Origin of the sequence: Nonomuraea sp. NPDC026600 (assembly GCF_040638335.1) — a bacterium.
Lineage (GTDB): Bacteria > Actinomycetota > Actinomycetes > Streptosporangiales > Streptosporangiaceae > Nonomuraea.
Map to the genome: position 1 here is coordinate 132264 of NZ_JBEZYD010000011.1, position 25870 is coordinate 158133.

Here is a 25870-nt window from a genome sequence, read left to right on the forward strand (position 1 = left end):
GCCGGTGGCGGGAAGGAACGCACAATGGCTCTGTTCTTGCTCCGGCGCCTGGTCGCCGGAGTGGTCATGGTGTTCGTCGTGGCCACGGGCACATTCGGGCTGCTGAGCCTGGCCGGCACCGAGGTGGCGCGCAACATCGTGGGCGAGACCGGCACCCAGGAGCAGGTCGCCGCCAAAGCCCACGAGCTGGGACTCGACCAGCCGCTGATCGTCCAGTACGGGCACTGGCTCGGCAACACCGTACGAGGTGACCTGGGGCGATCCTGGTTCACCGGCGCTTCCGTCGGGCAGTCCCTCGCGACCACGCTCCCGGTCACCATGTCCATCGTCATCGCCGGACTGCTGCTCTCGGCGGTCGTCAGCGTCGCCCTCGGCGCGACGGCGGCGCTTCGAGGCGGCTGGATCGACCGGATCCTCCAGGTCGGCGCGGTGCTCGGCACGGCACTGCCGAGTTTCCTGATCGCGCTGGTGCTCGCCGTGGTCGTGGCCGTCAAGCTGCGGTTGCTTCCCGCGACGGGATATGTCACGCCGACCCTGTCCGCGGCGGAATGGCTGGGCTCGATCACCCTGCCCGCGCTCTCCCTGGCGATCGCGGCGACCGCGGCGACGGCCATGCAGGTACGGGGCTCGCTGATCGACGTGCTTCAGACCGACTTCGTACGGACGCTGCGCAGCAGAGGCCTCGGCAAGGGCAGCGTGGTGTTCCGGCACGCGTTGCGCAACGCCGCCCCGCCCGCGCTGACCGTCCTCGCCCTGCAGTTCATCGGCCTCATCGGGGGAGCGGTGGTGGTGGAGAAGGTGTTCGGCCTGCCGGGGATCGGTTCGCTGGCCAACTCGGCCACCACCCAGGGCGATCTGCCCGTCCTGCTCGGGACGGTCACCGTGACCGTCGCCCTGGTGGTGCTGGTCAACCTGCTGCTGGACATCGCGTACGGCTGGCTCAACCCGAAGGTGCGTGTCTGATGACCGATACCGCGCGCAGCGTCCCCAGCGGGTCGCCGCTCAAGCGCGACCACCTCGTGCGCCGTACCCTGCGCGACCCGGCGGCCCTGGGCGGCCTCGCGGTGCTGGCGCTGGTCGCCGCCGCCGGTGCGGCCGCCCCGCTGCTCTCCCCGTACGGCCCCGACACCAGCGCGTTGTCCGCGATCCTGGCACCACATTCCGCGGCCCATCCGCTCGGCGGAGACGGGGTCGGCCGCGACGTGCTGGCCAGACTGCTCTACGGCGGCCGCACCAGCCTGATCGGCGGGGCGATCGTGGTCCTTGTCGCCTTCGCGATCGGCGCTCCGCTGGGCCTGGTCGCCGGCTTCCGCCGGGGCTGGGTGGACGCGGTCGCCCGGTGGATCAACGACGTCATCATGGCGGTCCCCGCCATCATCGTGATGCTGGCGGTGATGGTCGTCATCTCCCAGGATCTCAACGTGGCGATGGCCGTCCTCGGAGTGATCGTCGCTCCCCTGGTCTTCCGCCTCATCCGTGCCTCGGTGATGGCGGTGCGTGAGGAGCTGTACATCGACGCGGCCCGCGTCTCCGGGCTCGGCGAGGCCCGCATCCTGCGCAGGCACGTGCTGCCCATGGTGATCGCGCCCTCGGTGAGCCAGGCCGCCCAGCTCTTCGCGATCGCGATCGGCATCCAGGCGGGGCTGGGCTTCCTCGGGCTGGGCAAGGCGTCCCAGGCCAGTTGGGGAGCCATGTTGAATGACGCCTTCACCAACGTCTACAACGCCCCGATCCTGCTGCTCTGGCCGGGCGTGACGATGGCGGCGACCATCGTGGCATTCGGCTTGCTCGGCACGTCCATCCGTGACGCGATGGGCGGCAACGACGCCATCCGGCCCGTCCGGCGCAGGCCGCGGCTCCATGCCGCCGCGAGTGCCCAAGGCCCCGCGCCGACGCCCGCGCCGGTGTCCGAGGGGGAGCGGCCCCTGCTGGCGGTCGATGACCTTCGCGTCACCTACGCCGGGCCTGACGGCGACCGTACGGTCGTCGACGGGGTGAGCCTGACGATGCACCGGGGTGAGGTGCTCGGTCTGGTGGGCGAGTCGGGATCGGGCAAGAGCCAGACGGCGTTCGCCGTGCTCGGCCTGCTGCCGCCGCAGGCGCGGGTCGGCGCGAAGCTGCTGGAATTCGACGGAATCGACCTGACCCGGCTTGACGACGGCGCCTACAACCGGCTCCGGGGCAGGCGCATCGGCTACATCCCGCAGGAGCCGATGTCCAACCTCGACCCCAGCTTCCGCATCGGGTTCCAGCTGGTCGAGCCCATGCGCCGGCATCTGGGCCTGTCCTCGGCCGGCGCCCGTGAGAAGGCGCTCGCGTTGCTGGACCGGGTCGGCATCCCTGATCCGGTGCGGGTCTTCCGCTCCTACCCGCACCAGATCTCCGGTGGCATGGCCCAGCGCGTGCTCATCGCCGGCGCCGTCTCCTGCGACCCCGACCTGCTGATCGCCGATGAGCCGACGACCGCGCTCGACGTGACGGTCCAGGCCGAGGTGCTCGACCTGATGCGCTCGCTGCAGCAGGAGCAGCGGATGGGAATGATCATCGTGACCCACGATTTCGGGGTGGTCGCCGACATCTGCGACCGCGTGGCGGTCATGCGGACCGGCCAGGTCGTGGAGACCGCCTCGGCGCGCGAGCTGTTCCACGCTCCGCGGCACCCCTACACCCGCATGCTGCTGGACTCCACGCTGGAAGGGGCCGAACCCCGCAAGACGCTCTCCGCCGCCGGGCCGAGCCAGATCAAGGACGGAAACCGATGATCCCGCCCATCCTGCCTCCCGAAGCCGCGCGACCGCTGCTCGAACTCGACGAGGTCGTGGTGGAATATCCCGGCAGCGGCCGCCTCAAGCCCGGATTCCGGGTCTTGCACGGCGTATCGCTGTCCGTCGCGCCGGGGGAGACGCTCGGCCTGGTCGGGGAGTCCGGCTCGGGCAAGACCACCCTCGGCCGCGCGGTGCTGGGACTGGCCCCGGTGACCGCGGGCGACATCCGCTACGACGGCCGGTCCATCGCGCACCTCACCAGACGCCAGCGGCGCGCCCTCAGCAAGGACATCCAGGTGGTCTTCCAGGACCCCTACACCTCGCTGAACCCGGCCATGACAGTGATGGACATCCTCACCGAGCCGCTCCTCGTCACCGGCGTCACCCGATCCGACGCCGAACACCGCGTACAGGCCCTGCTCGACCAGGTCCACCTGCCGGAAGACGCCGCTCGGCGGCTGCCGCGGGAGTTCTCCGGCGGCCAGCGCCAGCGGATCGCGATCGCCCGTGCGCTGAGCCGCGGCCCGCGGCTCATCGTCTGTGACGAGCCGGTCAGCGCCCTGGACCTGTCGACCCAGGCCCGCGTTCTCGACCTGTTCGTGGAGATCCAGGAGGCGACCGGAGTCGCGTACCTGTTCGTCACCCATGACCTGGCCGTGGTGCGGCACATCAGTCACCGGGTGGCGGTGCTCTACCGAGGCGAGGTCGTGGAGACCGGCGCGGCCACCAAGATCACCGAGAGCCCGGACCACCCCTACACGCGACGGCTGTTGCTCGCCGCCATGGTGCCCGACCCCGACCGCCAGGCACAGCGGCGCGCCGAGCGACGGAGGTTCGCCGAACGGCAGGCGCGAAAGGAACCGGCCGCATGACGAGCGGCGCCGGGCCGGCCTCGGCCGGCCCGGTCGTGCACATCGTCGACGACGACCACGACCTGAGACAGTCGCTGGCCTTTCTCTTCGAGAGCGTCGGCATCCAGGCGCTCACGTATCCCGACGCCGCGACTTTTCTCGCCGAGTACGACCCGGCCGAGCCGGCCGTGCTGATCGTCGACGTGCGGATGCCCGGCGTGAGCGGGTTCGAGCTGCAGGAGCGGTTGCTCGGGCTCGACTATCCCGCCCCGATCATCTTCTGCTCCGCTCACGGTGACATCGCGATGTCGGTGCGGGCGCTGAGACGAGGGGCGGTCGACTTCCTGGAGAAGCCCTACAAGCCGCAGCAGATGCTCGAAGTCGTTCAGGAGCAGTCACGGGAGGCCGGGCGGCGCTTCAGTGAGCACGCTCACCGGCAGGCCGTGCGTGAAAGGGTCGAGTCGCTCACCGCGCGGGAGCTCGAGGTGCTCAGGCTGGTCGTCGACGGTCTGCCCAGCCAGCTCATCTCCCGCCGGCTCGGCACCAGCGTGAAGACCGTCGATGTGCACCGTGCCCGGATCAAGGCCAAGACCGGCGCCGAGAGCCTGGGTGCGCTGGTGCGTGACGTGCTCCACTACCGGATCGAGCCGTGACGGCTCGGTGGCCGGACGCTCGTCACGAGGACACGGCCGGTCAGGCGCTGTGCGCGGGGGCGGCGAGAGTGTGGAAGCGGCGCTGGAAGTAGACCAGGGCGCCGCTGTCCGCACGTGCGGTGACCGCGTCGATCTCGACGAAGGCCACCGTGTGCGAGCCCTGCGTACGCCTGGTGATGATGCGTCCGACGACCGAGGCGAGCGCGTCGCGCAGGACGGGTACGCCATGGGTGTCGAAGTCCCAGGAGCCCTCGCCGAAACGCTCGGCGGTCGGCACGTTCGTCGCGCCGGCGAAGTGCATCGCCAGCTCCTCCTGGTCGGTGCCGAGCACATTGACGCAGACGCGCCCGTTGGCGAGGACGATGTCGTGCGAGCTGCTGGACCGGTTGACGCAGACCAGCATGGTGGGCGGGGCGTCGGTGACGGAGCACGCCGCGCTCACCGTCACGCCCGCCCTGCCGTGCCGGCCGTCGGTGGTGACGACGTTGACGGCGGCGGACAGGTTCGCCATCGCGGTACGGAAACTGCGCTGGGCCTCGGTCTGGTCATCCACGGCTGCCTCCTGACGGTGAGCGGGTGCCTTTCGAAGCTAGGCCGCGACCGTCAGGTGCCGATAGTGAGATTTCTTCCGCACCGACTGAGGGTTTCCCCTACTCGCGCCCCGGCTGCGCGAGCGGCAACTGGAACCCGAACCGCGATCCGCCCTCCTCCCGTTTCGCCGCCCAGATCGTGCCGTGCTGACGGGTGATGATCCGGTAGCTGAGCGCCAGGCCGATCCCGCTGCCGTGCTCCTTGGAGGTGAACGACTCCGCGAACGGGTCGCGCGGCAGGCCCCGCCCCTGGTCATCCACGGTGAAGGTGCCGTCAGCGGCCGTGGCGATGACGATCGACTTCGCCGCGGATGGTGACTGCGCCATCTCGTCGACGGCGTTGAAGGCGAGGTTGAGCACCACCTGGCTGGTCAGCACCCGTTCGCAGCGCACCAGCACCGGCTCGGGACAGAGCCGGACCTGGACCTCGACCCCGAGCGGCGCCGCCCGCAGCCGCACGAAGTAAAGACATTCCTCGACGATGTCGTTGAGGTCGGCCACCTGTTCCACCTGCTCCAGGTGGCCGACGAAGGCACGCACCGAGCTGACGATCGCGGAGGCGCGGTCGATCTGGTTGACCGCACCGGTGATGCCGTGGGTGAGCTGGCCGGCGACGCCTTTCGGCAGCCGCTCCTGCCGCTCCAACTGGTCGGCCCGGTGGCGCGCCCCGGCCAGGAAGTTGGCGGCCGCGGCCAGCGGCTGGCCGAGTTCGTGGGCGATCGCCATGGCCATGTCGCCCATGGCGTTGTAGCGGGCCAGGTGGTTCTCCCGGTGCAGCTCGCGGGTGCGGCGGACCTGGTCCTGGACCCGGTCGGAGACGTCGTGCAGGATCATCAGCAGCGCGTCGCCGTCCTCCTCCCGCAGCCGTTCCAGCGACCCTTCCAGCCAGACCCGCTCGCCATCGGGGTGGCGCACGTCCAACTGGACCGGCGTGACCGGGGTGGCGCGCGTGAGGACGTCCTGCCAGCTCACCTCGCGGCCGTCGAGCCGCAGCCGGGCGAACGCGGTCAGCGGCCGCATCGGCCCGTCCGCCTGCTCGTTCACCGGTGCGCCGATCGCGCCGAGCGCGGTGTCGGTCGCGAAGCGGATCACCCCCGTCGCGTCCAGCATCAAGGCGAGGGTGGAGGTGTGGTGGGCCAGCGCGTCGACGTACGACGTGGTGAGCCGCAGCTCGCGCTCCACCCGCTGCTCTCGCTCGATGTCGCGGAACTGCACCATCACCGCCGGCCCCTGCGCGAGCTCGACCCGCGTCGCGAGGGCGTCCGTCGGGATGACCCGCCCGGACTTGGAGCGGTAGTGCCATTCGATCCGGCTCGCGCCCTTCTCCACGGCGTCCTGCAGCCAGTCCCTGCCGATGATCCGGTCGTACTGCTGTGCCGAGCTGCTCATGTGGTTGGCCTTGAGCGGCCGGATCTCGTTCAGCGTGAATTCCAGCAGCTCGCAGGCGGCCGGGTTGGCCCACAGGATGTTCTTGGTCGCCGCGTCGTGAACGAGGACGCACACCCGGGAGGCGTTCATCATCGCCACGAAGTCGCCGGCGACGAGCTCGGGAGCCTGCGGATCTACTCGCACCACCACAGCGTAGGTCCCGGGCCGGAGAACGGGTGTTAAAGAAATCCCCTACGTCAGGCCGAGGAAATGACGACTGACGAACCGGGAGCGCTCTTCTTACGCTGGAGTACCTACCGACCATGAGGAGCTGTGATGGCGCAGAGCCAGGGGACCGAGCCCGGACGCGCGGCGCAGGAGAGTGCCGCCGCGTTCGACGAGATGCTCGCCGAGCTGGCCGGGCGTCGCCAGGAGTTTCGCGAGCAGCGCTATGTCTCCAAGGACTTCGTCCACCGGCTCAAGGGGCTGGGCCTGTACCGTTCCGCCACGCCGGAGCAGTTCGGCGGGCAGACGATGCCGCCCGCGGAGTTCCTCAAGAAGATCGAGCGGATCTCGGCCGTCGACGGCTCCACCGGCTGGGTCGCGAGCTTCGGCTCCCAGCTGGTCTATCTGGGCTCGCTGCCGCTGGAGACCCAGGCCAAGCTGTACGCCGACGGCCCTGACGTCGTCTTCGCCGGGGCGCTGTTCCCGATCCAGCAGGCCACCCCCACCGAACGCGGCTTCCTGGTCAACGGCCGGTGGAAGTTCGCGAGCGGCTGCATGGCCGCCGACATCATCTGCGTTGGCATCCCCGGCGACGACTCGACCTCCGGCAAGCCCCGCGGCGCACTGGTGCGTCCGGAGCACCTGGAGATCGTGCAGGACTGGGACGTCGTCGGCATGCGGGGCACCGGCTCCTTCGATCTGGTCGCCGACGATGTCGAGGTCGATCGCGAGTGGACCTTCATCCGCGGTGGGGAGCCGGTGGTGGACGAGCCGCTCTACCGCTACCCCGCGATCACGTACGCCGCCCAGTCGCTCTCCGTGGTCTCCGCCGGCGTCGCCCGGACCGCCCTCGACTTCGCCAAGGAGGTCGGCAGCGGTCGCGCCGGCATCACCGGCGCCCCGAAACTCGCCGACCGCGCCTACTACCGCGCCGGCATCGCCGAGGCCGAGGCCGTGCTCCGCTCCGCCCGCGCCTACTTCTACGAGGCCGCCGACGAGGCCTGGCAGACGCTCGTCGCCGGCGGCCTGGTCAGCGACGAACAGAACGCGCATCTGCGGCTGTCGGCCGCCCACCTCGCCCGGACCTCCTCGGAGGTGGTCCACAAGGTCGTCTCCCTCTCCGGCACCGCCGCGATCTACCGCGATCACCCGCTGCAGGCTCTGCTCGGCGACGCGCTGGTGCCGCAGGAGCACGCCTTCCTCAGCCCGGCGATGTACGACGCCGCGGGCGCTGTCCTCATGGGCCGGCCACCCACCGTCCCCGCCTTCCGCTGAGCCGGTTCCGCGCCTTTCGACTTCGGGTCCGGTGCGACGCCGCCGACCAGGGCGCGCATGGTGTTGATCATGGTTTCTGGCTTTCGCGGTCTGGGTGGGTCCAGGTGAAGGCGGGTGGGCGGCGTTCGAGGAAGGCGGTGATGCCCTCGGTGGCCTCACCGCTGGCGAGGACCTGTTCCTGCCAGAAGCGGTGGCGTTCGGCGGCGGCGTCCATGGGTGCGGCCAGGGTGTCGATGATGTCCTTGGTGGCTCGCAGGGTCAGCTGGGAACGGGCCGCGAGGGTGGTGGTGAGCGTCTGGAGCCGCCGGTCGAGCTCGGCGTCCGGGATGGGCCGGTCGATGAGGCCGTAGTGGTGGGCGGTGGCGGCGTCGACGAGGTCGGCGGTGAACAACAGGCTCTTGGCGTGTGCCGGGCCGACCAGCCGGACGAGGCGGGCCAGGGCGGTGACGGGGTAGACGATGCCGATCTTGGCGGGGGTGACGCCGAAGCGGGCGCTGTCGGTGGCCAGGCGCAGGTCGCAGGCGGTGGCGAGCTGGACGCCGCCGCCGACGCAGAAGCCGCGGATGGCGGCGACGGTGGGTTTGGGGAAGGCGGCCAGGGCGTTCTCGGCCTCGCCGGCCAGGTCACGGTCGCCGTCACGAAGGCTCGGCAGAGCGCCGATGTCGGCACCGGCGCAGAAGGTGCCGCCCGCGCCGGTGAGCACCAGCACGCGGATGCCCGGGTCGGTGGCGAGCCGGTCCAGCATGGGAGGCAGGGCCTGCCACATGGCGAGGGTCATGGCGTTGCGTTTGGCGGGGTTGGTGATGGTGATCGTGGCGACGTGACCGGCCACGGCGCATTCCAGGCTCATGCCGCTCCCTCCTCGCGGGCGGCCTCCGTGCTGGGGACGCCGATGACGGCGCGCTCGATCAGGTCGTCGAGCTCCTCCTGGGACAGGCCCAGGGCGGTGAGCGTATCGACGGTGTCCGCGCCCAGTTCGGGAGGCGCGCTGTGCACGGGTACGGGTCTGTCGTCGGCCCACAGGGGCCCGCGCAGCAGCGGCAGGCCGTTCAGGTGATGCACCATGTCCAGGGCCTGGACCTGGGGGTCGGTGAAGACCTGGTCGAGGGCGTGGATGGGGCCGCAGGGGATGCCGGCGGCGCGGACGCGCGGGATCCAGTGCGCGCTGGGGTGGGCGGCGAGCAGGCGTTCGAGGTCGGCCCGCAGCCGGTCGCGGTTGCCCAGGCGGGTGAGCGGGTCGGCGTAGTCGGGGTGCCCGGCCAGTTCGGGCTCGCCCAGAACCTCGCACAGGGTCGTCCACTGGCTGAGGGAGCCGAGAGCGATGTTGATCGGGTGGTCGGCGGTGGCGAAGGTGCCGTACGGGGCCAGGACGGGGTGGTCGTTGCCCTGCGGTCGGGGAACGTGTCCGGTGGACAGGTAGTCCTGGGCCTGGAAGGTGAGGATGGATATGGCCGATTCCAGCAGCGAGGTCTGGATGTGGCTGCCCTGGCCGGTGGCGTTGCGCCCGGCCAGGGCGGCGGCGATGCCGTAGGCGGCGACGATCCCGGAGACGGTGTCGATGATCGGGACGCCGACCCGCATGGGCGTGTGCTCTCCGGCGCCGGTCAGCGACATGAGCCCGGACATGCCCTGGGCGATCTGGTCCAGGCCGGGGGTGGCGCGTTCGGGGCCGACCGGGCCGTATCCACTGATGCCGGCGATCACCAGCCGGGGGTGTTCGACGCGCAGCCGTTCAGGGGCCAGGCCCATGTCGGCGAGTACACCGGGGCGGAAGTTCTCCACCAGCACGTCGGCCCCGGCGATCAACCGGCGAAGCAGGGACATGCCCGCGCCGGAGCGCAGATCGAGCGCCACGGACTTCTTGCCGCGGTTGAGACTGGTGAAGTACAGGCTGCGCGAGCCGTCGTACGGCGGGAACATCCGGGCGCCGTCGCCTCGCGGCAGCGCCTCGACCTTGAGCACCTCGGCGCCCATGTCGGCGAGCAGCGCGGTGCACATCGGCCCGGCCAGGGCCCGGGTCAGGTCGATGACCCGCACTCCGGTCAGCGGCTGGTGCATGGGGATCCTTTCGTCAGGCGGGCAGGCTCTGGCCGCGGGTCTCGGGCGCCAGCCGGACCAGGAAGAGCCCGGCGGCGAACGGCAGCGCGGTCAGCGCCAGGGGCAGGCTCAGGGAGCCGGTCGCGGTGATGCCGTACCCGATGAGCAGGGTGCCCACGGCGGCGGCCCAGCGCGAGAGCGTGGTGGCGAAGGCGAAGGCGGTGGCGCGCACCGCGGTGGGGTACTGCTCGGGCAGCCAGATGGTGAAGACCGCGAAGTTCGCCCCGCCGAAGCCGAGGGCGGGGGCGAAGGCGAGGAACGCCACGATGTTCCCGGCCGGGTAGGCGTACGCGTAGGCGCCCAGGATTCCCACGATCATCAGGGCGTACAACAGCACCAGGGCGCCGCGCCGGCCGAAGCGGCGGGCCAGGACCGGCACGCACCAGCAGCCTGCGATCGTGAAAACCGAGGTGATCAGAGTGACCAGGGAGGCCAGCCGGGTCGCGTCGCCGCGGCCGGCGCGTTCGGCGAGCTGACTGATGGCCGTGGCGCCGAAGCTGGTGCCCGCCCACAGCCCCATCACGCTCACCACCAGCAGGACCAGGTTGCCCCAGGTCCGCGCCCGGTAGGGCGGGCGCAGGATCACCCGGACCGGCTCCCACATCGAGCCCCGCCGCCGCCGGGCCTCGAACCGCTCGGGCTCCTTGACCCCCACCCGCAGGAACAGCACCAGCAGGGCCGGGACCAGGCCGAAGAAGAACATTCCGCGCCAGCCCAGCGCGTGCCCGGCGGTCAGGTACAGCACGCCGGTCAGCAGCGAGCCGATATAGGTGCCCGAATGCAGCAGGCCGCCGAACCGGGTGCGCAGCCGTTCGGGCACCGACTCGGCGACCACCGTGCCGGCGACCGCCCACTCGCCGCCCACCCCGACGGCGGCCAGGAACCGGCACGCCATGAACACCCACACGTTCTCCGACAGCCCGGCCCCGGCCGTGAACACCGAGAACATCAGGATGCTGCCGATCATCGCGGGCCGACGGCCGAACCGGTCGGCGATCGGTCCCCAGATGAAGGACGTGCCCCAACCGGCCAGGAAGATCGCGGAGCTGAGCTGCGCGTACAGGCCGACGTCGGCCTCGCCGGCGGCCAGTCCGGACGCGGGTAGCAGCAGGCGCAGGGCGGGGGCGGCGACCAGGGCGAAGATCGCCACGTCGAAGCCGTCCATGGCCCAGCCGCCGACCGCGCCGGCGAAGGCGCGTCTGGCCGGGCCCGTCATGGGTTCCTGCTGGGTGAGCGTGCTCTGCGGCGCCGTTGACATCGACCCTCCTTCTGGTCCACGATATGGACCAGCGTGCTGTATTGTGGACCGATCGGTGCTGCGTAACGTAGGCACTCACCGGAGCCGCGTCAAGGGGGTGAAGTGTCGGGATGCAGAGCGTGCTGAACGCGCTGCGCGTGCTGGAGCAGGTCTCCGCCCATCAACCGGCCGGACTCAGCGACCTGACCCGCCGCCTCGGCCTGCCGAAAAGCACCGTGCAACGCTGCCTGCTCACCCTGGCCGAGGCCGGCTGGATCCGTGCCGACGCCGCCGGCCGGTGGGAGCTGACCAGCCACGCCTTCAGCGTCGGAGCCCGCGCCGTCGACGCCGGCAACCTGCGCACCCTGGCCATGCCCGCGCTCAACGACCTGCAGGCCACCACCGGCGAGACCATCCACCTCATGGTCCCCGACGGCGACCGCATGGTGCTGATCGAGCGCATCGACAGCCACCACCAGTTGCGCACCGTGTACGCTCTCGGCTCACGCAGCCCGATGCACGCCTCGGCCAACGGCAAGGCCTATCTGGCCACGCTGCCGGACGATCAGCTGGCGCGCTACCTTGCCCAAGACCTGGTCGCGGCCACCCGCCACAGCCTCACCGACTCGGCCGGCCTCCGCCATGACCTGCGGGTGGTGCGGGAACGCGGCTACGCCGTCGCCGACGAGGAACTCGCCGTCGGCATCATCGCCGTCGCCGCCCCGATCGGGCCACCGGGCCAGGTCGCGATGGCCACATTGTCGATATCGGCGCCCAAGGTCCGGCTCACCGACGACCTCGCCGAGCCGTACGGCCACCTCGTCCGTGACGCGGCCGCCCGCATCACCTCGCTGATCCCGGAGCCGGCCAGCGGGTGAAGCGCTCCAGTCAGGTCATCCCAAGAAACAAACATTGACCAATGTATGTAAATCTGGGAGTCTACGTTTGTGGCGCGAACCCAGGAGGAGCGGTCGGCGGCGACGCGGCGGGCGCTGGTCGAGGCCGCTGTCGCGTTGCTGATGGAACGTGGATGGGCGGCGACGACGGCGGTGGCGGTGTGCGAACGCGCCCGATGCACCCGCGGAGCGTTGATCCACCACTACCCGAACCTGTCGGCCCTGCTGGCCCATGCGCTGGAGTCGCTCTACGACGACTTCACCCGATCCCTGCGACCTCCGGTCACGTCGATGGTGTCGGTGCTGGACGCGGTCTGGCGTGCGGTGGGTGACCCCCGGTTCAAGGCGGTGTTCGAGGCGTGGTCCGCGGCCGGGAACGATCCGGCGCTGGCCGCCGAGCTGGCACCGGCGATCGCCCGGTTCGCCAAGCTGGTCTCGCCCGCGGGTGCCGGAGATCCGCTGGGCGATCCGGAGGCGAGGACGTTCTTCCTGATGGCGCGGGAGGCGATGCTCGGCCTGGCCTTCGGGCGCGCGACCAACGGCGGACGGCCTCTCGGGCACGAACGCGTGGTGCTGGAGCGGCTGCGGTCCGACGCCGCCACGCTCGATGCCCGCTCGACCGGCGACGGAGGGAAACGATGACCTCGCTTGCCGAACCTCCGCCCACCAAGTACGTCATATGCTCGATCTGCGACATCGGCTGTCAGGTGCGGGCGAAGACGACCGATGGCCGGCTCTCGCGGATCCTGGCCCATGACAACCCGCTGCTGACCCGGAACATCTGTTACAAGGGCACCGCCGCCCCCCACATCCACAACCACGCCGACAGGCTCCGGATCCCGCTGAAACGGGTCGGGGGCAGAGGCGAGGATCGGTGGGAGGAGATCACCCACGAACAGGCGATCACTGAGATCGCCGAACGCCTGCGGGCCACCGTCGAGCGTCACGGGCCGGAGGCATGGGCGGTGTCGACGTCCGGCTGGAACACCCAGACGGCCCACGGGCTCGACCGGCGGCTGATGAACCTGGTCGGCTCCCCGAACTGGATCAGCGGCGTCGCCCTCTGCGCGGGCAACACCGCCGCGGTGAACCGGCTCACCTACGGCTGGTTCCCGTCCCCCGATCTGATGAACACCAACTGCGTCGTGCTGTTCGGGCACAACCCGCGCAAACACTCGTGGACCCCGGTCTACAACGCGATCAACGCGGCCCGGGCGCGGGGAGCGAAGGTCATCGTGCTCGACCCCCGGGTGTCCGACCAGGCCGAGGTCGCCGATCTGCACCTGCGGCTGCGCGCCGGCACCGACGCCGCCATGTGCCTGGGCTGGCTGAAGGTGATCTTCGATGAGGGCCTCTACGACGCCGGCTTCGTCCGGGACTGGTGCGTCGGGTTCGACGAGCTCAGGGCCCGCGTGGACGAGTACCCCCTCGACCGGGTCGAGGCCATCACCGGCGTGGACCGGGACCTGATCGCCGAGGCCGCCCGGATGTACGCCACCGCCGACGGCGCGGTGATCCCCTGGACACCGGTCACCGACCAGCAGATCTCCTCGACCTCCGCGATCCGGCTGCATTCGATCCTGCGCGCCGTGACCGGCAACCTCGACGTGGTCGGCGGCGACGTCATGCACGCCCCGAACCCCGGCTGGGTCCCAGAGGCGCACCTGCAACTGCACGACGCCATCAGCCCGGCCCAGCGGGCCAGGCAACTCGGCTACGACAAGCACCCCGTCTACACCTACCGGACCGCCGAGATACTCCAAGGACCGCTGGAACGCGTGTGGGGCGTGCGGTGGATGGACCAGCTCATGGGCTGCCACATGGCCAACCCCTCGGAGGTGTTCCGGGCCATGGCCGACGGCGATCCGTACCCGGTGAAGGCGTTCTTCGCGCTCGGCAACAACAGCCTGCTGTCGTATCCGAACCAGCACCAGATCCACCGGGCCCTGCGCAACCAGGACCTCATCGTGGTCCAGGACATCTTCATGACCCCGACCGCGATGCTCGCCGACTACGTCCTGCCCGGCGACGTGTTCACCGAGCGCGACCACATCGCCGACGGCTGGGGCTGGGGCAACCGGCTCTCCCTCAGCCAGCAGGCCGTGGAACCCGGTGGTGAGATCCGCTCGACGTTCGCGTTCTGGCGCGACCTGGCCCACGCGATGGGGTACGGCGAGCAGTTCCCCTGGCCCGCGCTCGAAGACCTCCTCGATCACCGCCTCGCGCCCTCGGGCCGCACGTTCGCCGAGTTCGCCGCCACCAGGACGATGGACGGACCGCCTCCGGCCTTCCGCAAATACCTGCGCACCGGGTTCGCGACGCCTTCGGGCAAGGTCGAGCTCGCCTCGTCGATCCTGGCCGACCTCGGTTTCGACCCGCTCCCGTACTATCGCGAGGGCCCGCCCACCAGCCCCGGCTTCCCCTACTGGGTGTTCAGCGGCGTACGCGAAGACCCCTTCTTCCAGACCGGGCAGCGCAACATCGAGGTGCTGCGCCGCCGGTCACCGTCACCGAAGATCTTCATTCACCCCGCCGACGCCGAACGCGAAGGCCTCACCGAAGGGGACTGGGTCCGGCTGGAGACCGCGACCGGCCACGTCACCGCCAAGACAGCGGTCAAGGCTTCCATGCTCGAAGGCCACCTGCGGGTCCCGCACGGCTGGTGGTACCCCGAACTGCGCGGCACGGCCGAGCTGGCCGGCGCCTTCGTCTCCAGCGACGCCGTCCTGTCACCCGACGGCGACGAGGACATCGACTACGAGCAGGGCACTCCGCATTTCAAGGGCTATCCCGGCCGCCTCGTCCGCGTCGACGCGCCCGAAGGCATGTCGACGATCACCATGGAGGGCTGAGTGACCGCCCGCAGCCGCTTCGCCCAGCGAAGCCGCGAGGCCAGGGCCGCCCTGCTGGGCCGGCTCGCCGGCCGCGTGTTCACCCGCAAGACCAGCGGCATCGACGGCTTCGCCAAGCGCCTGATCGCCAAACAGGTGCCACCTGCCGAGCACGACCCCGAGCTCGACCACCCCGATCACGAAAGGCCGACCCCATGACCGCACGACAGACCGACACCGAAGCACTCCTCTTGCGGACGACCTGGGCAAAGTCCGGCAGCGGAGAGTGGAAGGTCGTCAAGGCCGAGCCCGTCGCCGACTGACGGTGCGGAGCTGACAAGGGGCACAGAGTCCGGGGCATGAATTCACCTCAAGAACGGCGGCGCGCCTGCTCGTACAGGGTCGGATCGTGGGCGTTGATGATCACCAGGTCGGGGTCCGCGCGGCGGTGGATCTCGGCGAGGCGGGCGTGGTTCTGCCTGACCCGCTTCAGGTCGAAGGCGATGAGGGTCTCCATGGTCCGCAGCGCGGCAGGGACGCGCGAGCGGCCGTCAAGAGTACCGGGATGGTAGAAGGCGTCTCCTGCATGCAGTAGCCACCGGTCGCCCGCGTCGACCGCCACGCACGCATGTCCGCGGGTGTGGCCGGGCAACGAGACCAGGACGATGCCTGGAGCGATGCCATCGAGCTCCTTGGCCGCGGCGAATCCCCGCCACCGCTCCCCGTCCGGCTCGTGCTCGACGATCGTGGGTCCATGTGCCCACTGCGCCGCGTTGTAGCGGATCTTCTCGCGCCACGACGGCGACCACATTGCCCCGGAGGCCTCCGCCGCCGTGACGTGCACCTGGGCCTGCGGGAAGTCGGCCAGGCCGCCGATGTGGTCGGCGTCGAAATGGGTCAGGATGATGTGCCGGACGTCGTTCCGGCGGAAGCCGAGCCGTTCGACCTGGCGGGCGGCTGTCTCGTCGGGATTCAACACCGGCCGGATGACGTGCCGGAAAGGCCCGATGCGCTGGGCGGGATCGGCGATGTCTTCCAGGCCGAAGCCGGTGTCGACCAGGACCAGGCCGTTCTCGGTTTCGGCCAGCAGGACGTGGCAGACCATGTGGGCGGTGGGCATCAGCATGGTGCCGCAGTTGAGGTGGTGGACTTTCATGGTCATCGCGTGAGCAGGACAGCGTCGCGGTGTGACCACTCCTGGCTCTCGGCCGCGTGGAGCAGGAGGTCGGCGACGTCGGCGCGGCTGATGCGATCGCCGACCTTGCGGGTGGGCTTGTCCACTGCGCGGTAACGCCCGGTGTGCGGGCCGTTGGTGAGGATCGCCGGGTAGACCAGGGTCCAGTCGAGGGCGCTGGCGCGGATGAGGCCGTCGGCCACGGCCTTGTCGGCGAAGAGCTTGCTCATCAGCAGCTTGATGACGAGCTTGGGCAGGGCGGCGATGTACGGCTCGGTCCTGCCGGAGCCGAGTGCGGACAGCACGACGACACGGGTCACGCCGGTGGCCTCGGCGGCGGGGAGGAGTGCGCGGGCGGCGCGGCCGGCCAGATCGGACTTGAAGTCCTTGCCCGCGCCGAGCGCGGAGATGATCGCGGCGCTTCCGTCGAGCGCCCGCTTCAGGTCATCGGTCCGGGTGGCGTCGCCGGTCACGACGGTGACCCGCTGGTCGCTGCGCTGGGGCAGCTTGGCGGGGTCGCGGACCAGCGCGGTGATCGTGTGCCCGGCTTTGAGTGCCTGGGTCAGGACCTGCTGGCCGGTGGGGCCGGTGGCGCCCAGAAGAGTGAGATGCATGAAAGTTCTCCCTTGTAACGGTGTGGTGTGGTTTACGGGTTGAGGTACGGCGCGCAGGTGTCGACCAGGATGCGGGTCAGGCGGGCGCGGAACTCGGTGTCGGGGTAGTCGAAGCGAGCCGGCGACTGGGTGCCGAACAAGAGTTCTTGCTGGGCCAGGCCGAGCAGAGTGCGCACGGCGAAATCCAGGTCGCGTTCGGCCTGTGCCATCCGGTCGGCCGGGATGTGCGCCGCCAGCCGCCCCGCGATCGCGGCCGACAGTGCCCGCCAGATCTCGGCGGCTCTGCCGTACATCACGGAGTTGTCGGACAGGAGGACGCTGCGCAGCAGCCGGTGATTGTCCCGGTAGACGGTGACGAGTTCGCCGACGACATAGGCCAGGAACTCCTTGGGCGGCAGTTCCACGCCGTCGATCGCATCGATGATCTTGTCTAGAGTCCGTTCTTTGAAGCGCTCGTGTACGGCGAGCAGCATCGCGGTCTTGTCGGAGAAGCGCGCGTAGATCGCTGTTGGCGCGCTGGCCGAGCGGGCGGATATCTCGGCGATGGTGATCTGGTCGAAGGGCTTTTCGGTCAGCAGTTCCTCCAGTGCCGTCAGGATGCGCTCCATCGTGGCCCGGCTGCGCGCCTGGCGTGGCTTGACGACTCGCAGTTCGTTCACGGTTCCACTCTACCCATTGACGGTAATGGTAGTACCGTTACTATTTCGACTGTGAAGCAAATCTCACCCGTGACCGTGCTGGGTGGCGGCCCCGTCGGATTGGCCGCCGCCCTGGAGCTGGCCCGCTTCGGCGTGCCGTCAGTTGTCCTGGAGCAGCGCCCGCAGACCTCCTGGCATCCCAAGACCCGCAACTTCAACACCCGTACGATGGAGATCGCCCGCGGCTGGGGGCAGGCGACCTACCAGCGGCTGCGCGGCATCGACACCCCGCCCGGCTGGAAGAGCCCCATCCGTTTCTTCGACACCCTCACCGGCGAGCAGGCCGGGCAGATCGACTCACTCGGCTTCCTCGGCCCCGGACCGGACATCAGCCCTGCCCTGCCCGTCATGTCCTCCCAGGACCTCATCGAGAAGATCCTGGTAGACGCGGCCGCCGCCACCGGCCTGGTCGACTTGCGCTTCGGCCACCGAGCCACCCTCGTGCTCCCGGAAGAGCCCGGCCTGGAGGTGATCGACCCGCAGGGTGACGCTTACACCATCACCGGCAGCGCCCTGGTCGCCGCGGACGGCGTGGACAGCCTCGTCCGCGCGCAACTCGGGATCGGCCTGGACGGTGAGCAGGCGGTCAACCACTTCGTCAACTGCTACTTCCGCGCTGACCTGGAGAGCCACCTCGGCGGTCAGACCGGCGTGCTGCTGTACGTGGGAGACTCGACCGCCGCCGGTGTCTTCCAGCCGCTGGACGCCCGGGGCCGCTGGCTCGCCCAGATCCCCGTCCCGCGCGAGGCATGGGAGGGGGACACCCACACCCCCGAGTGGTGCGCCCAGTGGATCCGCGCCGGGTCCGGGATCGAGGATCTGGAGCTGGAGGTGCGCAGCGTCGGCAAGTGGCGGATGAACGCCACCGTCGCCGACCGTCTGACCGCGGGCAAGATCGTGCTGTGTGGCGACGCCGCCCACCAGTTCCCACCCACCGGCGGCCTGGGCGTCAACACCGGCCTGCAGGGCATGCACAACGCCATGTGGAAGCTGGCGCTGTGCGTGCGGGGGATCGCCGACTGGTCACTGCTGAACACCTACGACACCGAACGCCGCCCGCCGTCCAAGACCACCGCCGAGCAGTCGCTGGCCAACTTCCACAGCGTGGTGCAGATCTCCATCTCCATGATGTACGGCATCGACAGTCAGCTCACCCCCGAGGAGGCCATCCGGGCGGCCCACCGCTACGGCAACCACCTGGGCGTGGAGTTCGGTACCCGGTACTCCTCGGCCGCCGTCATCCCAGACGGGACCACCCCGCCCGCCGTGGAGGATTCGTACGCTGACTACCTGCCCAGTGCTACGCCCGGTTGCCGGGCCCCGCACCTGTGGCTCGGCGGCGACCGCCTGTCCATCCTGGACCTGTTCGGACCCCGCTTCACCCTGCTGACCACCACCGAAGGCTCGGACTGGCTACGCGCCGCCGGACGGCCTGACCTCCCGCTGGCCGCCTTCGCCATCGGCGCGCCGGGGCTGGAGTCCGGCGACTTTCTCCCTCTGTACGGCATCGGTCCCGACGGAGCCGTGCTGGTGCGTCCCGACGGCTACGTCGCCTGGCGCTCGCCCGTCGCCGCTCCCGACCCCGAGGCCGTCCTCTACCGGGTGCTCACCCAGATCCTGGGTCGGTCATGAGGCTGCCGCTCTCTCGCCCGTCCATGACGCCCAACGCCGCGCGTACCGCGCTGATCCAATCGGACTTGGCGTTCTTGCCGGCGCCGAGCGCAGCTCTTTCAGAGGGTGTCCGGGGTCAGAGCTCGATGATCGGGTTGGTGCCGTCCCAGGTGGCGGCCGCTTCACGGACGAAGGCGAACAGCTCGCCCTTGACGCCGCCGGTGTCGGAGATCTCGATCATCGTTCCGGGGTCGTGTTCGGTGTCGAGGTAGGCGAACCGGCCGCCGCCCAGCAGTCCCTCCTGCGCCACCCGATAGCCCAGCGAGAGCGCTTTGTCGTAGAGGGCCTGGTAGCCGGTGCTCCAGTAGGCCACGTGCTGGGCGCCCTCACGGCCGGCGGCGAGGAAGTCCCGATAGACGGAGGGGGCGTCGTTGCGTTGCTGGATCAGCTCGATCTGGATGCCGCCGGAGTTGGCCACGGCGGCACTCATCTCCAGCGGGGAGTCGGCGTCCCGGTAGCGGAAGTAGTCCAGTTCGACCTTCTCCAGGTAGAACCAGGGGCCGACGCCATGGCTGATCCAGTAATTCATCGAGGCCCTGATGTCGCGCACGACGTAGCCGATCTGGGAGATCTCGCCGAAGATGCGGCTCATGCCGTCACCTCGAACACAACCTTGCCGACGGCCTGGTAGGACCGCATGTACGCGATGGCCGCCGGCGCGTCGTCGAGGGGGAAGACACGGTCGACGACGGGGCGGATGCGGCCGTCGGCGACGGCCGGGACGACGTCCGGCACCAGCGCGGCGCAGACGTCGGCGAGTTCGTCGGGGGTGCGGACGCTGAAGGTGGTGCCGAGCACGCGCAGCCGCCGGAAGGCCAGGTCGTTGAGGTCGATCGTGGACTCGGCGCCGGCGAGCCGGCCGATGTTGACGATCGTCCCGCCGATCCGGGCCGCGCGGAAGGTGTCGGCGAACAACCGGCCGCCGACGTGGTCGAGGACGACGTCGACGCCCGCGCCGGCGGTCGCGCCGCCGACGGCCGCGGCGAGGTCCTCGGTCGCGGTGTTCACGACCAGGTCGGCTCCCGCCGCCTTCACGGCGTCCGCCTTGCCGGCCGACGAGGTGGTGCCGATGACCTGGGAGGCGCCGAAGGCCTTGGCGAGCTGGACGGCGAGCAGGCCGATCGCCGAGGTGGCACCGACGACGAGCACGCTCTGCCCGGCGGTGAAGCCGCCCTGGGTGATCAGCGCGTCGTGCTCGGTGGCCAGGGCGACGGGTAGCGCGGCGGCGCCGGTCCAGTCCAGCGACGGCGGCATCGGGACCACGTGCCGGTGGTCGACGATCGCGTACGGGGCGAACGCGCCGAGCGTGACCCCCATCACCTGGTCCCCGACCGCCGGCCCCATCACGCCGTCGCCGACCGCGGCGACCTGGCCGGCGAATTCGAACCCGGCGGTGTAGACGTTCCCGGTCCTGGAGTTGGGGTTGTAGCTGCCTTCCAGCATGTACAGGTCGGCGCGGTTGATCCCGGCGGCGTGGACGCGGACGAGGATCTGGCCGGGGGCAGGTGTGGGCACCGCGACATCGCGGGGCTCCCAGTCGGCGGCGACGCCTCCGATGAGCGCGCGCATGGTGTTGGTCATGGGGTGGTCCTCACAGGTGGCCATGGCGGAGGGCGCCATGGGTGAACGTCGGTTTGGTGCCAGGGCTCAGCCGGTGCGCGGTGAGCTCGCTGGAGGGGAAGAACTGGGGGAAGCGCGGGTCGGCCTGGGATCGGTCGACGATGGTCTTCTCCAGGACGAGGGAGTTGTACTGGTCGGCGGTGGTCTCGATGGTGTTGGCGTTGAGCACGACCTCCTGCTGCCATCGACGCGACCAGCCCCGCAGGCCCGGAAGACGGCTGTGCTGGGGGACGAGGCACTCGGCGGCGATGGCGTTCTCGCTGCTGGCCCAGATGCCGGTGCCGGAGTTGAGCACCAGGCTCTGGTTGCCGAGCACGTGGCCGGGGGTGGCGAGCAGGGCGACGCCCGGGCCGAGCAGGACGTCGCCGTCGATGGCCAGGACGGCGTCGGTGCGCAGGTCGCGGTAGGTCTCCGGCTGGTACCAGGGGCGTTGCATCGGGTGCAGGTCGGCCATCGCGGCGAGTTCGTGCTGCTGGGCGATCAGTTTGGCGTTGGGGAACAGCGGTTCGACGGGGCTGTCGGGGTCGATGTCCGGCTGCGGGCGGGTGGTGCCGATCCAGCGACGTACGTCCTGGGTGTGCAGGTGGTCGAAGACCAGGTAGTCGACCTCCGCCGGGTCGATGCCCGCGGCTTTCAGGTGACCTGGCACGGTGCCGTGCTCGGTCACGGTCGCCTTCCGCAGCACGGCCGGGGTCTTCGCCGCCAGCGACGCGAAGTACGGGGTGTTGCGGCCGAGCGTGACGTCGCTCGGCTCGAACAGCAGCGTGCGGCGGCGGCCGTCGCTGTCGTGCCAGCGGATCAGCAGCATCCGGTTGGTGATGCTCAGGAACGGGGCCGGGCTGAGCGGGGCGCGCCAGAGCCCGAACCGCGTCGGGTACGGCAGCGACACCAGGTCGAACGTGGCCACGACGTCGGGGGTGCCGGTGGCCGCGAACTCGGCTCGGAAGGCTGTGGCCCGCTCGCGTACCCAGCGCAGCCTGGCCCCGAACCCTCCAGGAACGTCGGCGGCGCCGCGCAAGGTGTCGATGGCGGTGCCAGGCGCGGCCGATTCCAGGGACGCGACGGCGAACGCCGCGGGCGTGGTCATCGCGCCAGTCCCGGGAGGATGCCCAGCTGGGTGGCGATCGAGGCGGAGTCGAAGTAGATCCGCTCGCAGGTGATCAGGTCGCCGTCCTCGCCGTCGAAGAAGAAGAACGCCACCATCGGAACCCGGAAGGTCCTGCCTGTCGGAGGGACCCCGAACAGGTCGCCCAGGTGCGTGCCCAGCAGCTCGAACTCGGCGATCACGGCGTCCGCGGTGTGGTGCAGCCGGACGGCGTCGTGCCGCAGGTCCGGGAACGACGTTCGCGACCTGCGGTGATAGGCCAACACCGCCTCGGCGCCGTCGAACACCTCGCCGGTGCCGACCAGCTCGTAGCGCGGATGGTCCATCGTCGCGAGCGTCGCGTCGAAGTCCTGCCTCACCTCCGACTCGAAGTGGGCGCGTACGAGCGCCTCACGCGCCTCGCGCAGGATGAGTGTCGCCGTCATGATCTTTCAACCTCCTGAGACGTTGCCGATACACTCGATACAGAAACGTACTCGATACAAGCATGTATTCAATACGCGAGTGTATTCATCCAGGAGTGAGTCATGTCAACACCTCACGCGGCCCCCGAGCGCGTACGCCGCCGGCCGCGCGCCGAGACGAGGGCGCTCGTGCTGGAGGCCGCCATGCGCGCCTTCGGTGAGACCGGGTACGCCCAGACCTCCCTGGAACAGGTGGCGGCCATGGCAGGGCTGAGCCGCGGCGCGGTCTACTCCAACTTCGCCGGCAAGGACGAGTTGTTCCTCGAGCTCCTGCGCGAGACGATCGCGCAGCGGATCCGGCAGATCGCGCGGGCCATGGCCCCGGCTCCGACCCGGGCCGCCCAGACGCGGCAGGCCGGCGAGGTGATGGTCGGGGAGCTCCGCGAGCACCCCGAACGCCACCTGCTGTTCATCGAGTTCTGGATGCGGGCGGTCCGTGACCCGGATATTCGCCAGCAGTTCCGTCTCCACCGGCAGGAGACCCGCGACGTGCTCGCCGCGGCACTGCGGGAGCAGGCGACCCGGTGGGGAGTGGCGCTGCCGATGCCTGCCCCGGAGCTCGCCATCGGGCTGATGAGCCTGTTCAACGGGTTCGGGTTGGAGCACCTGGTCGATCCCGATGCGGCGACGCCCGAGCTGTTCGACAAGCTGCTCTCGGCCCTGCTGTCACCCGCGAAGCAGTCCTGATTCTTACGGCGTGGGGACGACTCCGCTTCGGAGGGCGTCGAACAGCCGCTCGAGGCGCGCGCGGTGGTCGTCCACCACGGCGCTCGGCGGCTCTCCGGCGATGAGGCGACGCGCGGTCTCCACCATCACGGTGCCGTAACCGGCGATGAAGAAGGCGGCGAGCAGTGTCCCGTCGCCCTCGAAGGCCGGGTCGCGTTCGAGCTCCTCGGTGAGGGTCCGCTGAAGATCGGAGGCGATCTCTCTCGCCCGCGCGACCAGCGCGGGCGACGCCGCGACGGTCCGGAAGAAGGGGATGGAATCGTCCTTGACGCCGGAGAGCGGGTGGCGGGCGTCGACGAGACGGAGGGCCGCATCGCGCAGGGACGCCAGTACGTCGGCGCCCGGAGCGCGGTCGCGCACCGCCGAGCGCAGGAGCTCGACGGCGTCGACCGCGCGATCCAGGAGGAGGTCCTCCTTGCGCGGGAAGTGCTTGAAGACCGTCACGCTCGAAACCCCGGCCTCCCGGGCGACCTCGGCCACCGTGACCGTGTCGAACCCGCGCTCGAGGAACAACCGAGTCGCGACCTCCGAGATCCTCGCACGCGTCTGCGGCCCGCCTCGCTCTCCGGTCCTGGGCATCCGACCTCACTTCTTTATGTAAGTAAACTTACTAACATAATTTAGTGGCATGTCCTGCGAACAGATCACTGCCATTGTCGTCGAGGCGGGCCCCACAGGACTGCTCGCCGCCGCAGAGCTGCCCTGGCCGGTGTCCAGGTTGCCGCGCGGGGAGAAGCCCAAGCTCACCCGACGCTCCTCGACATCGCGCGCTCAACGATTTGCCGGGCAGACCAACGCGTCGGCGTTCCCCTATCCCCGCGCTCGACAACGCGCTGGTGGGGCGTTGTCGAGCGCGGGGATGAACAAGCGTCAACCCAGCTTTTTCAGCCTGACGGCCTGCTTGAGGAAGACGATGCCGTCGATCATGTCGAGCTGGGCCGGGTCCAGCGGGAAATAGGCGAAATCGTGGGAGGTACGCGGGGCGGGCTTTGTGATGGCCTCGGCCAGGCGGCGGGCGTCGATGAGAGAGTGGTCCCACGGGAGCGTGGACAGGAGGCCCTCGACGGTGTCCGGGGCCGGAATGTCGTCGCCGACCGTGCCGAAGGCCGAGGCCAGAAGGGCGTACCGGTCGCCCAGGTGCGTTGCGGCGATCGCCCCCGCGCTCCACCACTCCAGCGTCTGGTCGCCGAACGGCATGACGCTCTTGTTCCGCTGCAGGTGAAGGTTGCTGGCGAAAACCAGGGCCGGGCCTTGCTCGGCGACGGCACGCAGGTTGGCGGCCATCATCGCCTCCCGCAGGGCCGACAGCCGGGACCACCGTTCCGGGGAGGCGTCGGCCAGCCAGTAGTGGTAGCGGAGCAGGCCGACGGCGGTGCGTCCGTACAGGGCCGCCTGTTCCCTGTCCTTCGCGCTCAGCCGCGGCGTCTGTGTGTCGAGCAGCGCCACCAGGTCGTCGGCGATCAGTCGCAGCCGCTGGGCGTCGGCGGACTGGCCGATCGACTGGGATGGGTCCATGGCCGTGGCCTCGTTCGACCACGGCTCGTCCGGGCCCAGCAGCGCGTCGAGAGTTTCCCTCGTGCACGGGAGCGGGCCGTCGAGGAGGGCGTAGAGGGCGGTGAGCGCCTGGCGCGGGCTCGCCGCCCAATACTCCAGCGGGCCGTCGAACCCGAAGAACCGGAGCTTCTCGTCATGCTCCTCGTTGTACGCGCGCATCCAGCGCACGAGCTCGCGGTTGGCCGGGAACGTGCCGAAGTTGTGGCTGAAGCCGCGTTCCATGACGTCATCGAGTGTGTCCGCGCCCGTCGTGATGTAGTCGTCCACCACGAGGCCCATGAGGCAGTCGCTCTCGATGGCGAACGACCGGTAGCCCTCGTTCTCGACCAGATGCCGGAAGATCTCGTTGCGCAACTCGCCCAGCTCCCCCACGAAGTGCCTGGCCTCGCCCAGGCCGAGCAGCAGGGGAGTGGCGGGAAGCGACCGGAGGAACGCCGAGACGCCCGCGCCATCAAGCGGCCGGGCCGTGTCCTTGATATCCATGCCTTCAACGGTATCGTTGAACTTTCGGTGTAAACTTTTCCCGGAAAATCCCCACTCCCAGCGCGATGGACCTTCAATCGGCGATGCATCCATGAGGCCAGTGGACCTGGCGGCGGTATGGCGTCCGAACGGCAGGGGAGTAGCGCGAACTGCTCATAGCGAGCTGCCACATTCCGCGAGGTGCCGGACATTTACCAGGTGTCCGGCACCTCGCGGCAAGGAGACTTTGTGACATACCGAGATCGCTTCGAAGCGGTCTATGACGCGTACTACCCGGCGATACACCAGTACGCCGCCCGCCGCACCGATTCCCCCGACGACACCGCCGACGTCATCTCCGAGACGTTCCTCACCGCCTGGCGGCGGATCGGCGATGTGCCCGAGGGTGAGCGGGCGCTGCTGTGGCTGTACGGCGTGGCCCGTCGCGTGCTGGCCAACCAGAAACGCGGTGCCGCACGCCAGGCCGTGCTCGCCGAGCGGCTCCGTGACGAGCTGACCGTCGATCGGCCAGGCACACCGGTCGATCTGGAGTACGTCCGCACCGCCTTCAACGACCTGTCCGAGCGGGACCGGGAGGTCTTGGCGTCGGCCTGCTGGGAGGAGTTGATCAGCGAGCCAGTTCGCCAAAGTCGTGGGATGTACGGCGATCGCCGCCCGAACCCGTCTGCACCGGGCACGCAAACGGCTGGCGACGACGCTGCGCCGGAGAAGGACGGCAGCGCCGACGTGGTGCTGGAATCCAGCTGGACCGACACCAAGCCATCCCCGCCCTCGACCGAGTGAAGCCCACCGGGGCCCCCGGCCGGCCGGTCGGTCGCAGCCGAGCAGGCTGGTCGAGGTCGGCGCCACGACACCGGCTGTCCGCAGCGCCGCTCGGTTCATGAACGCCTCATTCTGATAGGGCCGAAACCGCCAAGATCGTAACCAGATACCGACAAGGAACAACTGGTTCCGTCAAGTCACAAAAGGGCGG

At 69.9% G+C, this 25870-nt stretch carries 26 protein-coding genes; 12 read left to right on the forward strand and 14 right to left on the reverse strand.

The features are described from left to right. The first annotated feature begins 24 nt into the window (after positions 1-24). Genes AB0F17_RS26000 through AB0F17_RS26015 form a run of 4 tightly spaced genes read left to right on the forward strand, consistent with a single transcriptional unit; the run spans position 25 to position 4269 of the window. A complete protein-coding gene (locus AB0F17_RS26000) occupies positions 25-963 on the forward strand; it encodes an ABC transporter permease (protein WP_358027401.1) in 939 nt (312 codons plus the stop codon). After that, a complete protein-coding gene (locus tag AB0F17_RS26005) occupies positions 963-2762 on the forward strand; it encodes a dipeptide/oligopeptide/nickel ABC transporter permease/ATP-binding protein (protein ID WP_358027404.1) in 1800 nt (599 codons plus the stop codon). Before AB0F17_RS26000 ends, AB0F17_RS26005 begins: the two co-directional genes overlap by 1 nt. After that, the gene (locus tag AB0F17_RS26010; RefSeq protein ID WP_358027407.1) at positions 2759-3637 is read left to right on the forward strand and encodes an ATP-binding cassette domain-containing protein; all 879 of its coding nucleotides are present in this window, start codon (positions 2759-2761) and stop codon (positions 3635-3637) included. The genes AB0F17_RS26005 and AB0F17_RS26010 overlap by 4 nt, the downstream gene beginning before the upstream one ends. Then, on the forward strand, positions 3634-4269 hold the full coding sequence (locus tag AB0F17_RS26015) for a response regulator (RefSeq protein ID WP_358027410.1): 636 nt from the start codon (positions 3634-3636) through the stop codon (positions 4267-4269). The genes AB0F17_RS26010 and AB0F17_RS26015 overlap by 4 nt, the downstream gene beginning before the upstream one ends. 40 nt (positions 4270-4309) lie before the next feature. Here the strand turns inward: AB0F17_RS26015 and AB0F17_RS26020 are convergent, their stop codons facing one another. Both AB0F17_RS26020 and AB0F17_RS26025 read right to left on the reverse strand, forming a co-directional pair. After that, positions 4310-4822 carry a flavin reductase gene (locus AB0F17_RS26020; protein ID WP_358027413.1) on the reverse strand — a complete coding sequence of 171 codons (513 nt, stop codon included), beginning with the start codon at positions 4820-4822 and terminating at the stop codon, positions 4310-4312. Positions 4823-4919: 97 nt separating this feature from the next. Further along, positions 4920-6431: an ATP-binding protein gene (locus tag AB0F17_RS26025; RefSeq protein ID WP_358027416.1), complete on the reverse strand. Its 1512-nt coding sequence runs from the start codon at positions 6429-6431 to the stop codon at positions 4920-4922. Between the two features lie 132 nt (positions 6432-6563). Between AB0F17_RS26025 and AB0F17_RS26030 the strand changes: the two genes are divergently transcribed. Beyond that, positions 6564-7727: an acyl-CoA dehydrogenase family protein gene (locus AB0F17_RS26030; RefSeq protein ID WP_358027419.1), complete on the forward strand. Its 1164-nt coding sequence runs from the start codon at positions 6564-6566 to the stop codon at positions 7725-7727. 67 nt (positions 7728-7794) lie between these two features. On the opposite strand, the gene AB0F17_RS26035 is transcribed toward AB0F17_RS26030, so the two are convergent. Genes AB0F17_RS26035 through AB0F17_RS26045 form a run of 3 tightly spaced genes read right to left on the reverse strand, consistent with a single transcriptional unit; the run spans position 7795 to position 11082 of the window. Then, positions 7795-8577, reverse strand: coding sequence for an enoyl-CoA hydratase-related protein (locus AB0F17_RS26035; protein WP_358027422.1), 783 nt, complete (start codon positions 8575-8577; stop codon positions 7795-7797). Continuing rightward, positions 8574-9785, reverse strand: a complete 1212-nt coding sequence (locus AB0F17_RS26040) for a CoA transferase (protein ID WP_358027425.1) — start codon at positions 9783-9785, stop codon at positions 8574-8576. Before AB0F17_RS26040 ends, AB0F17_RS26035 begins: the two co-directional genes overlap by 4 nt. Before the next feature lie 13 nt (positions 9786-9798). Then, complete coding sequence (locus AB0F17_RS26045; RefSeq protein WP_358027428.1) at positions 9799-11082, reverse strand: MFS transporter; 1284 nt, start codon at positions 11080-11082, stop codon at positions 9799-9801. A 110-nt stretch (positions 11083-11192) separates the two neighbouring features. Between AB0F17_RS26045 and AB0F17_RS26050 the strand changes: the two genes are divergently transcribed. From AB0F17_RS26050 to AB0F17_RS26065, 4 genes are all read left to right on the forward strand, one after another. Further along, on the forward strand, positions 11193-11939 hold the full coding sequence (locus tag AB0F17_RS26050) for an IclR family transcriptional regulator (protein WP_358027431.1): 747 nt from the start codon (positions 11193-11195) through the stop codon (positions 11937-11939). A 69-nt stretch (positions 11940-12008) separates the two neighbouring features. Next, positions 12009-12599: a TetR/AcrR family transcriptional regulator gene (locus AB0F17_RS26055; protein ID WP_358027434.1), complete on the forward strand. Its 591-nt coding sequence runs from the start codon at positions 12009-12011 to the stop codon at positions 12597-12599. Beyond that, positions 12596-14809, forward strand: coding sequence for a molybdopterin-dependent oxidoreductase (locus AB0F17_RS26060; RefSeq protein WP_358027437.1), 2214 nt, complete (start codon positions 12596-12598; stop codon positions 14807-14809). The genes AB0F17_RS26055 and AB0F17_RS26060 overlap by 4 nt, the downstream gene beginning before the upstream one ends. Next, complete coding sequence (locus AB0F17_RS26065; RefSeq protein ID WP_358027440.1) at positions 14810-15007, forward strand: hypothetical protein; 198 nt, start codon at positions 14810-14812, stop codon at positions 15005-15007. Between the two features lie 151 nt (positions 15008-15158). On the opposite strand, the gene AB0F17_RS26070 is transcribed toward AB0F17_RS26065, so the two are convergent. From AB0F17_RS26070 to AB0F17_RS26080, 3 genes are read right to left on the reverse strand one after another with little or no spacing between them, the layout of a single operon-like run. Beyond that, positions 15159-15950, reverse strand: a complete 792-nt coding sequence (locus tag AB0F17_RS26070) for an MBL fold metallo-hydrolase (protein ID WP_358027442.1) — start codon at positions 15948-15950, stop codon at positions 15159-15161. Beyond that, on the reverse strand, positions 15947-16576 hold the full coding sequence (locus AB0F17_RS26075) for an NAD(P)-binding oxidoreductase (protein ID WP_358027445.1): 630 nt from the start codon (positions 16574-16576) through the stop codon (positions 15947-15949). Before AB0F17_RS26075 ends, AB0F17_RS26070 begins: the two co-directional genes overlap by 4 nt. Before the next feature lie 32 nt (positions 16577-16608). Continuing rightward, positions 16609-17235, reverse strand: a complete 627-nt coding sequence (locus AB0F17_RS26080) for a TetR/AcrR family transcriptional regulator (protein ID WP_358027447.1) — start codon at positions 17233-17235, stop codon at positions 16609-16611. Between the two features lie 51 nt (positions 17236-17286). Between AB0F17_RS26080 and AB0F17_RS26085 the strand changes: the two genes are divergently transcribed. Next, complete coding sequence (locus tag AB0F17_RS26085) at positions 17287-18906, forward strand: FAD-dependent monooxygenase (RefSeq protein ID WP_358027450.1); 1620 nt, start codon at positions 17287-17289, stop codon at positions 18904-18906. 115 nt (positions 18907-19021) lie between these two features. On the opposite strand, the gene AB0F17_RS26090 is transcribed toward AB0F17_RS26085, so the two are convergent. The 4 genes from AB0F17_RS26090 to AB0F17_RS26105 are packed head-to-tail and all read right to left on the reverse strand — an operon-like array spanning position 19022 to position 22095. Then, positions 19022-19537, reverse strand: a complete 516-nt coding sequence (locus tag AB0F17_RS26090) for a VOC family protein (protein WP_358027452.1) — start codon at positions 19535-19537, stop codon at positions 19022-19024. Further along, the gene (locus AB0F17_RS26095) at positions 19534-20526 is read right to left on the reverse strand and encodes a zinc-binding dehydrogenase (RefSeq protein ID WP_358027454.1); all 993 of its coding nucleotides are present in this window, start codon (positions 20524-20526) and stop codon (positions 19534-19536) included. The genes AB0F17_RS26090 and AB0F17_RS26095 overlap by 4 nt, the downstream gene beginning before the upstream one ends. Before the next feature lie 10 nt (positions 20527-20536). Beyond that, positions 20537-21652 carry a hypothetical protein gene (locus AB0F17_RS26100; RefSeq protein WP_358027457.1) on the reverse strand — a complete coding sequence of 372 codons (1116 nt, stop codon included), beginning with the start codon at positions 21650-21652 and terminating at the stop codon, positions 20537-20539. Next, positions 21649-22095 carry an ester cyclase gene (locus AB0F17_RS26105; RefSeq protein WP_358027460.1) on the reverse strand — a complete coding sequence of 149 codons (447 nt, stop codon included), beginning with the start codon at positions 22093-22095 and terminating at the stop codon, positions 21649-21651. Before AB0F17_RS26105 ends, AB0F17_RS26100 begins: the two co-directional genes overlap by 4 nt. A gap of 102 nt (positions 22096-22197) precedes the next feature. Here AB0F17_RS26105 and AB0F17_RS26110 point away from each other — a divergent pair, with 102 nt between their 5' ends. Continuing rightward, a complete protein-coding gene (locus AB0F17_RS26110; RefSeq protein WP_358027462.1) occupies positions 22198-22821 on the forward strand; it encodes a TetR family transcriptional regulator in 624 nt (207 codons plus the stop codon). A 3-nt stretch (positions 22822-22824) separates the two neighbouring features. Here AB0F17_RS26110 and AB0F17_RS26115 read toward each other — a convergent pair whose 3' ends face one another. Further along, the gene (locus AB0F17_RS26115) at positions 22825-23439 is read right to left on the reverse strand and encodes a TetR/AcrR family transcriptional regulator (protein WP_358027464.1); all 615 of its coding nucleotides are present in this window, start codon (positions 23437-23439) and stop codon (positions 22825-22827) included. Positions 23440-23730: 291 nt separating this feature from the next. Then, positions 23731-24897, reverse strand: coding sequence for an erythromycin esterase family protein (locus AB0F17_RS26120; RefSeq protein ID WP_358027467.1), 1167 nt, complete (start codon positions 24895-24897; stop codon positions 23731-23733). A 228-nt stretch (positions 24898-25125) separates the two neighbouring features. Here AB0F17_RS26120 and AB0F17_RS26125 point away from each other — a divergent pair, with 228 nt between their 5' ends. Beyond that, positions 25126-25680 (forward strand): RNA polymerase sigma factor, encoded by a 555-nt coding sequence (locus tag AB0F17_RS26125; RefSeq protein ID WP_358027470.1) that lies wholly within the window; start codon positions 25126-25128, stop codon positions 25678-25680. The last annotated feature ends 190 nt before the right edge of the window (positions 25681-25870 follow it).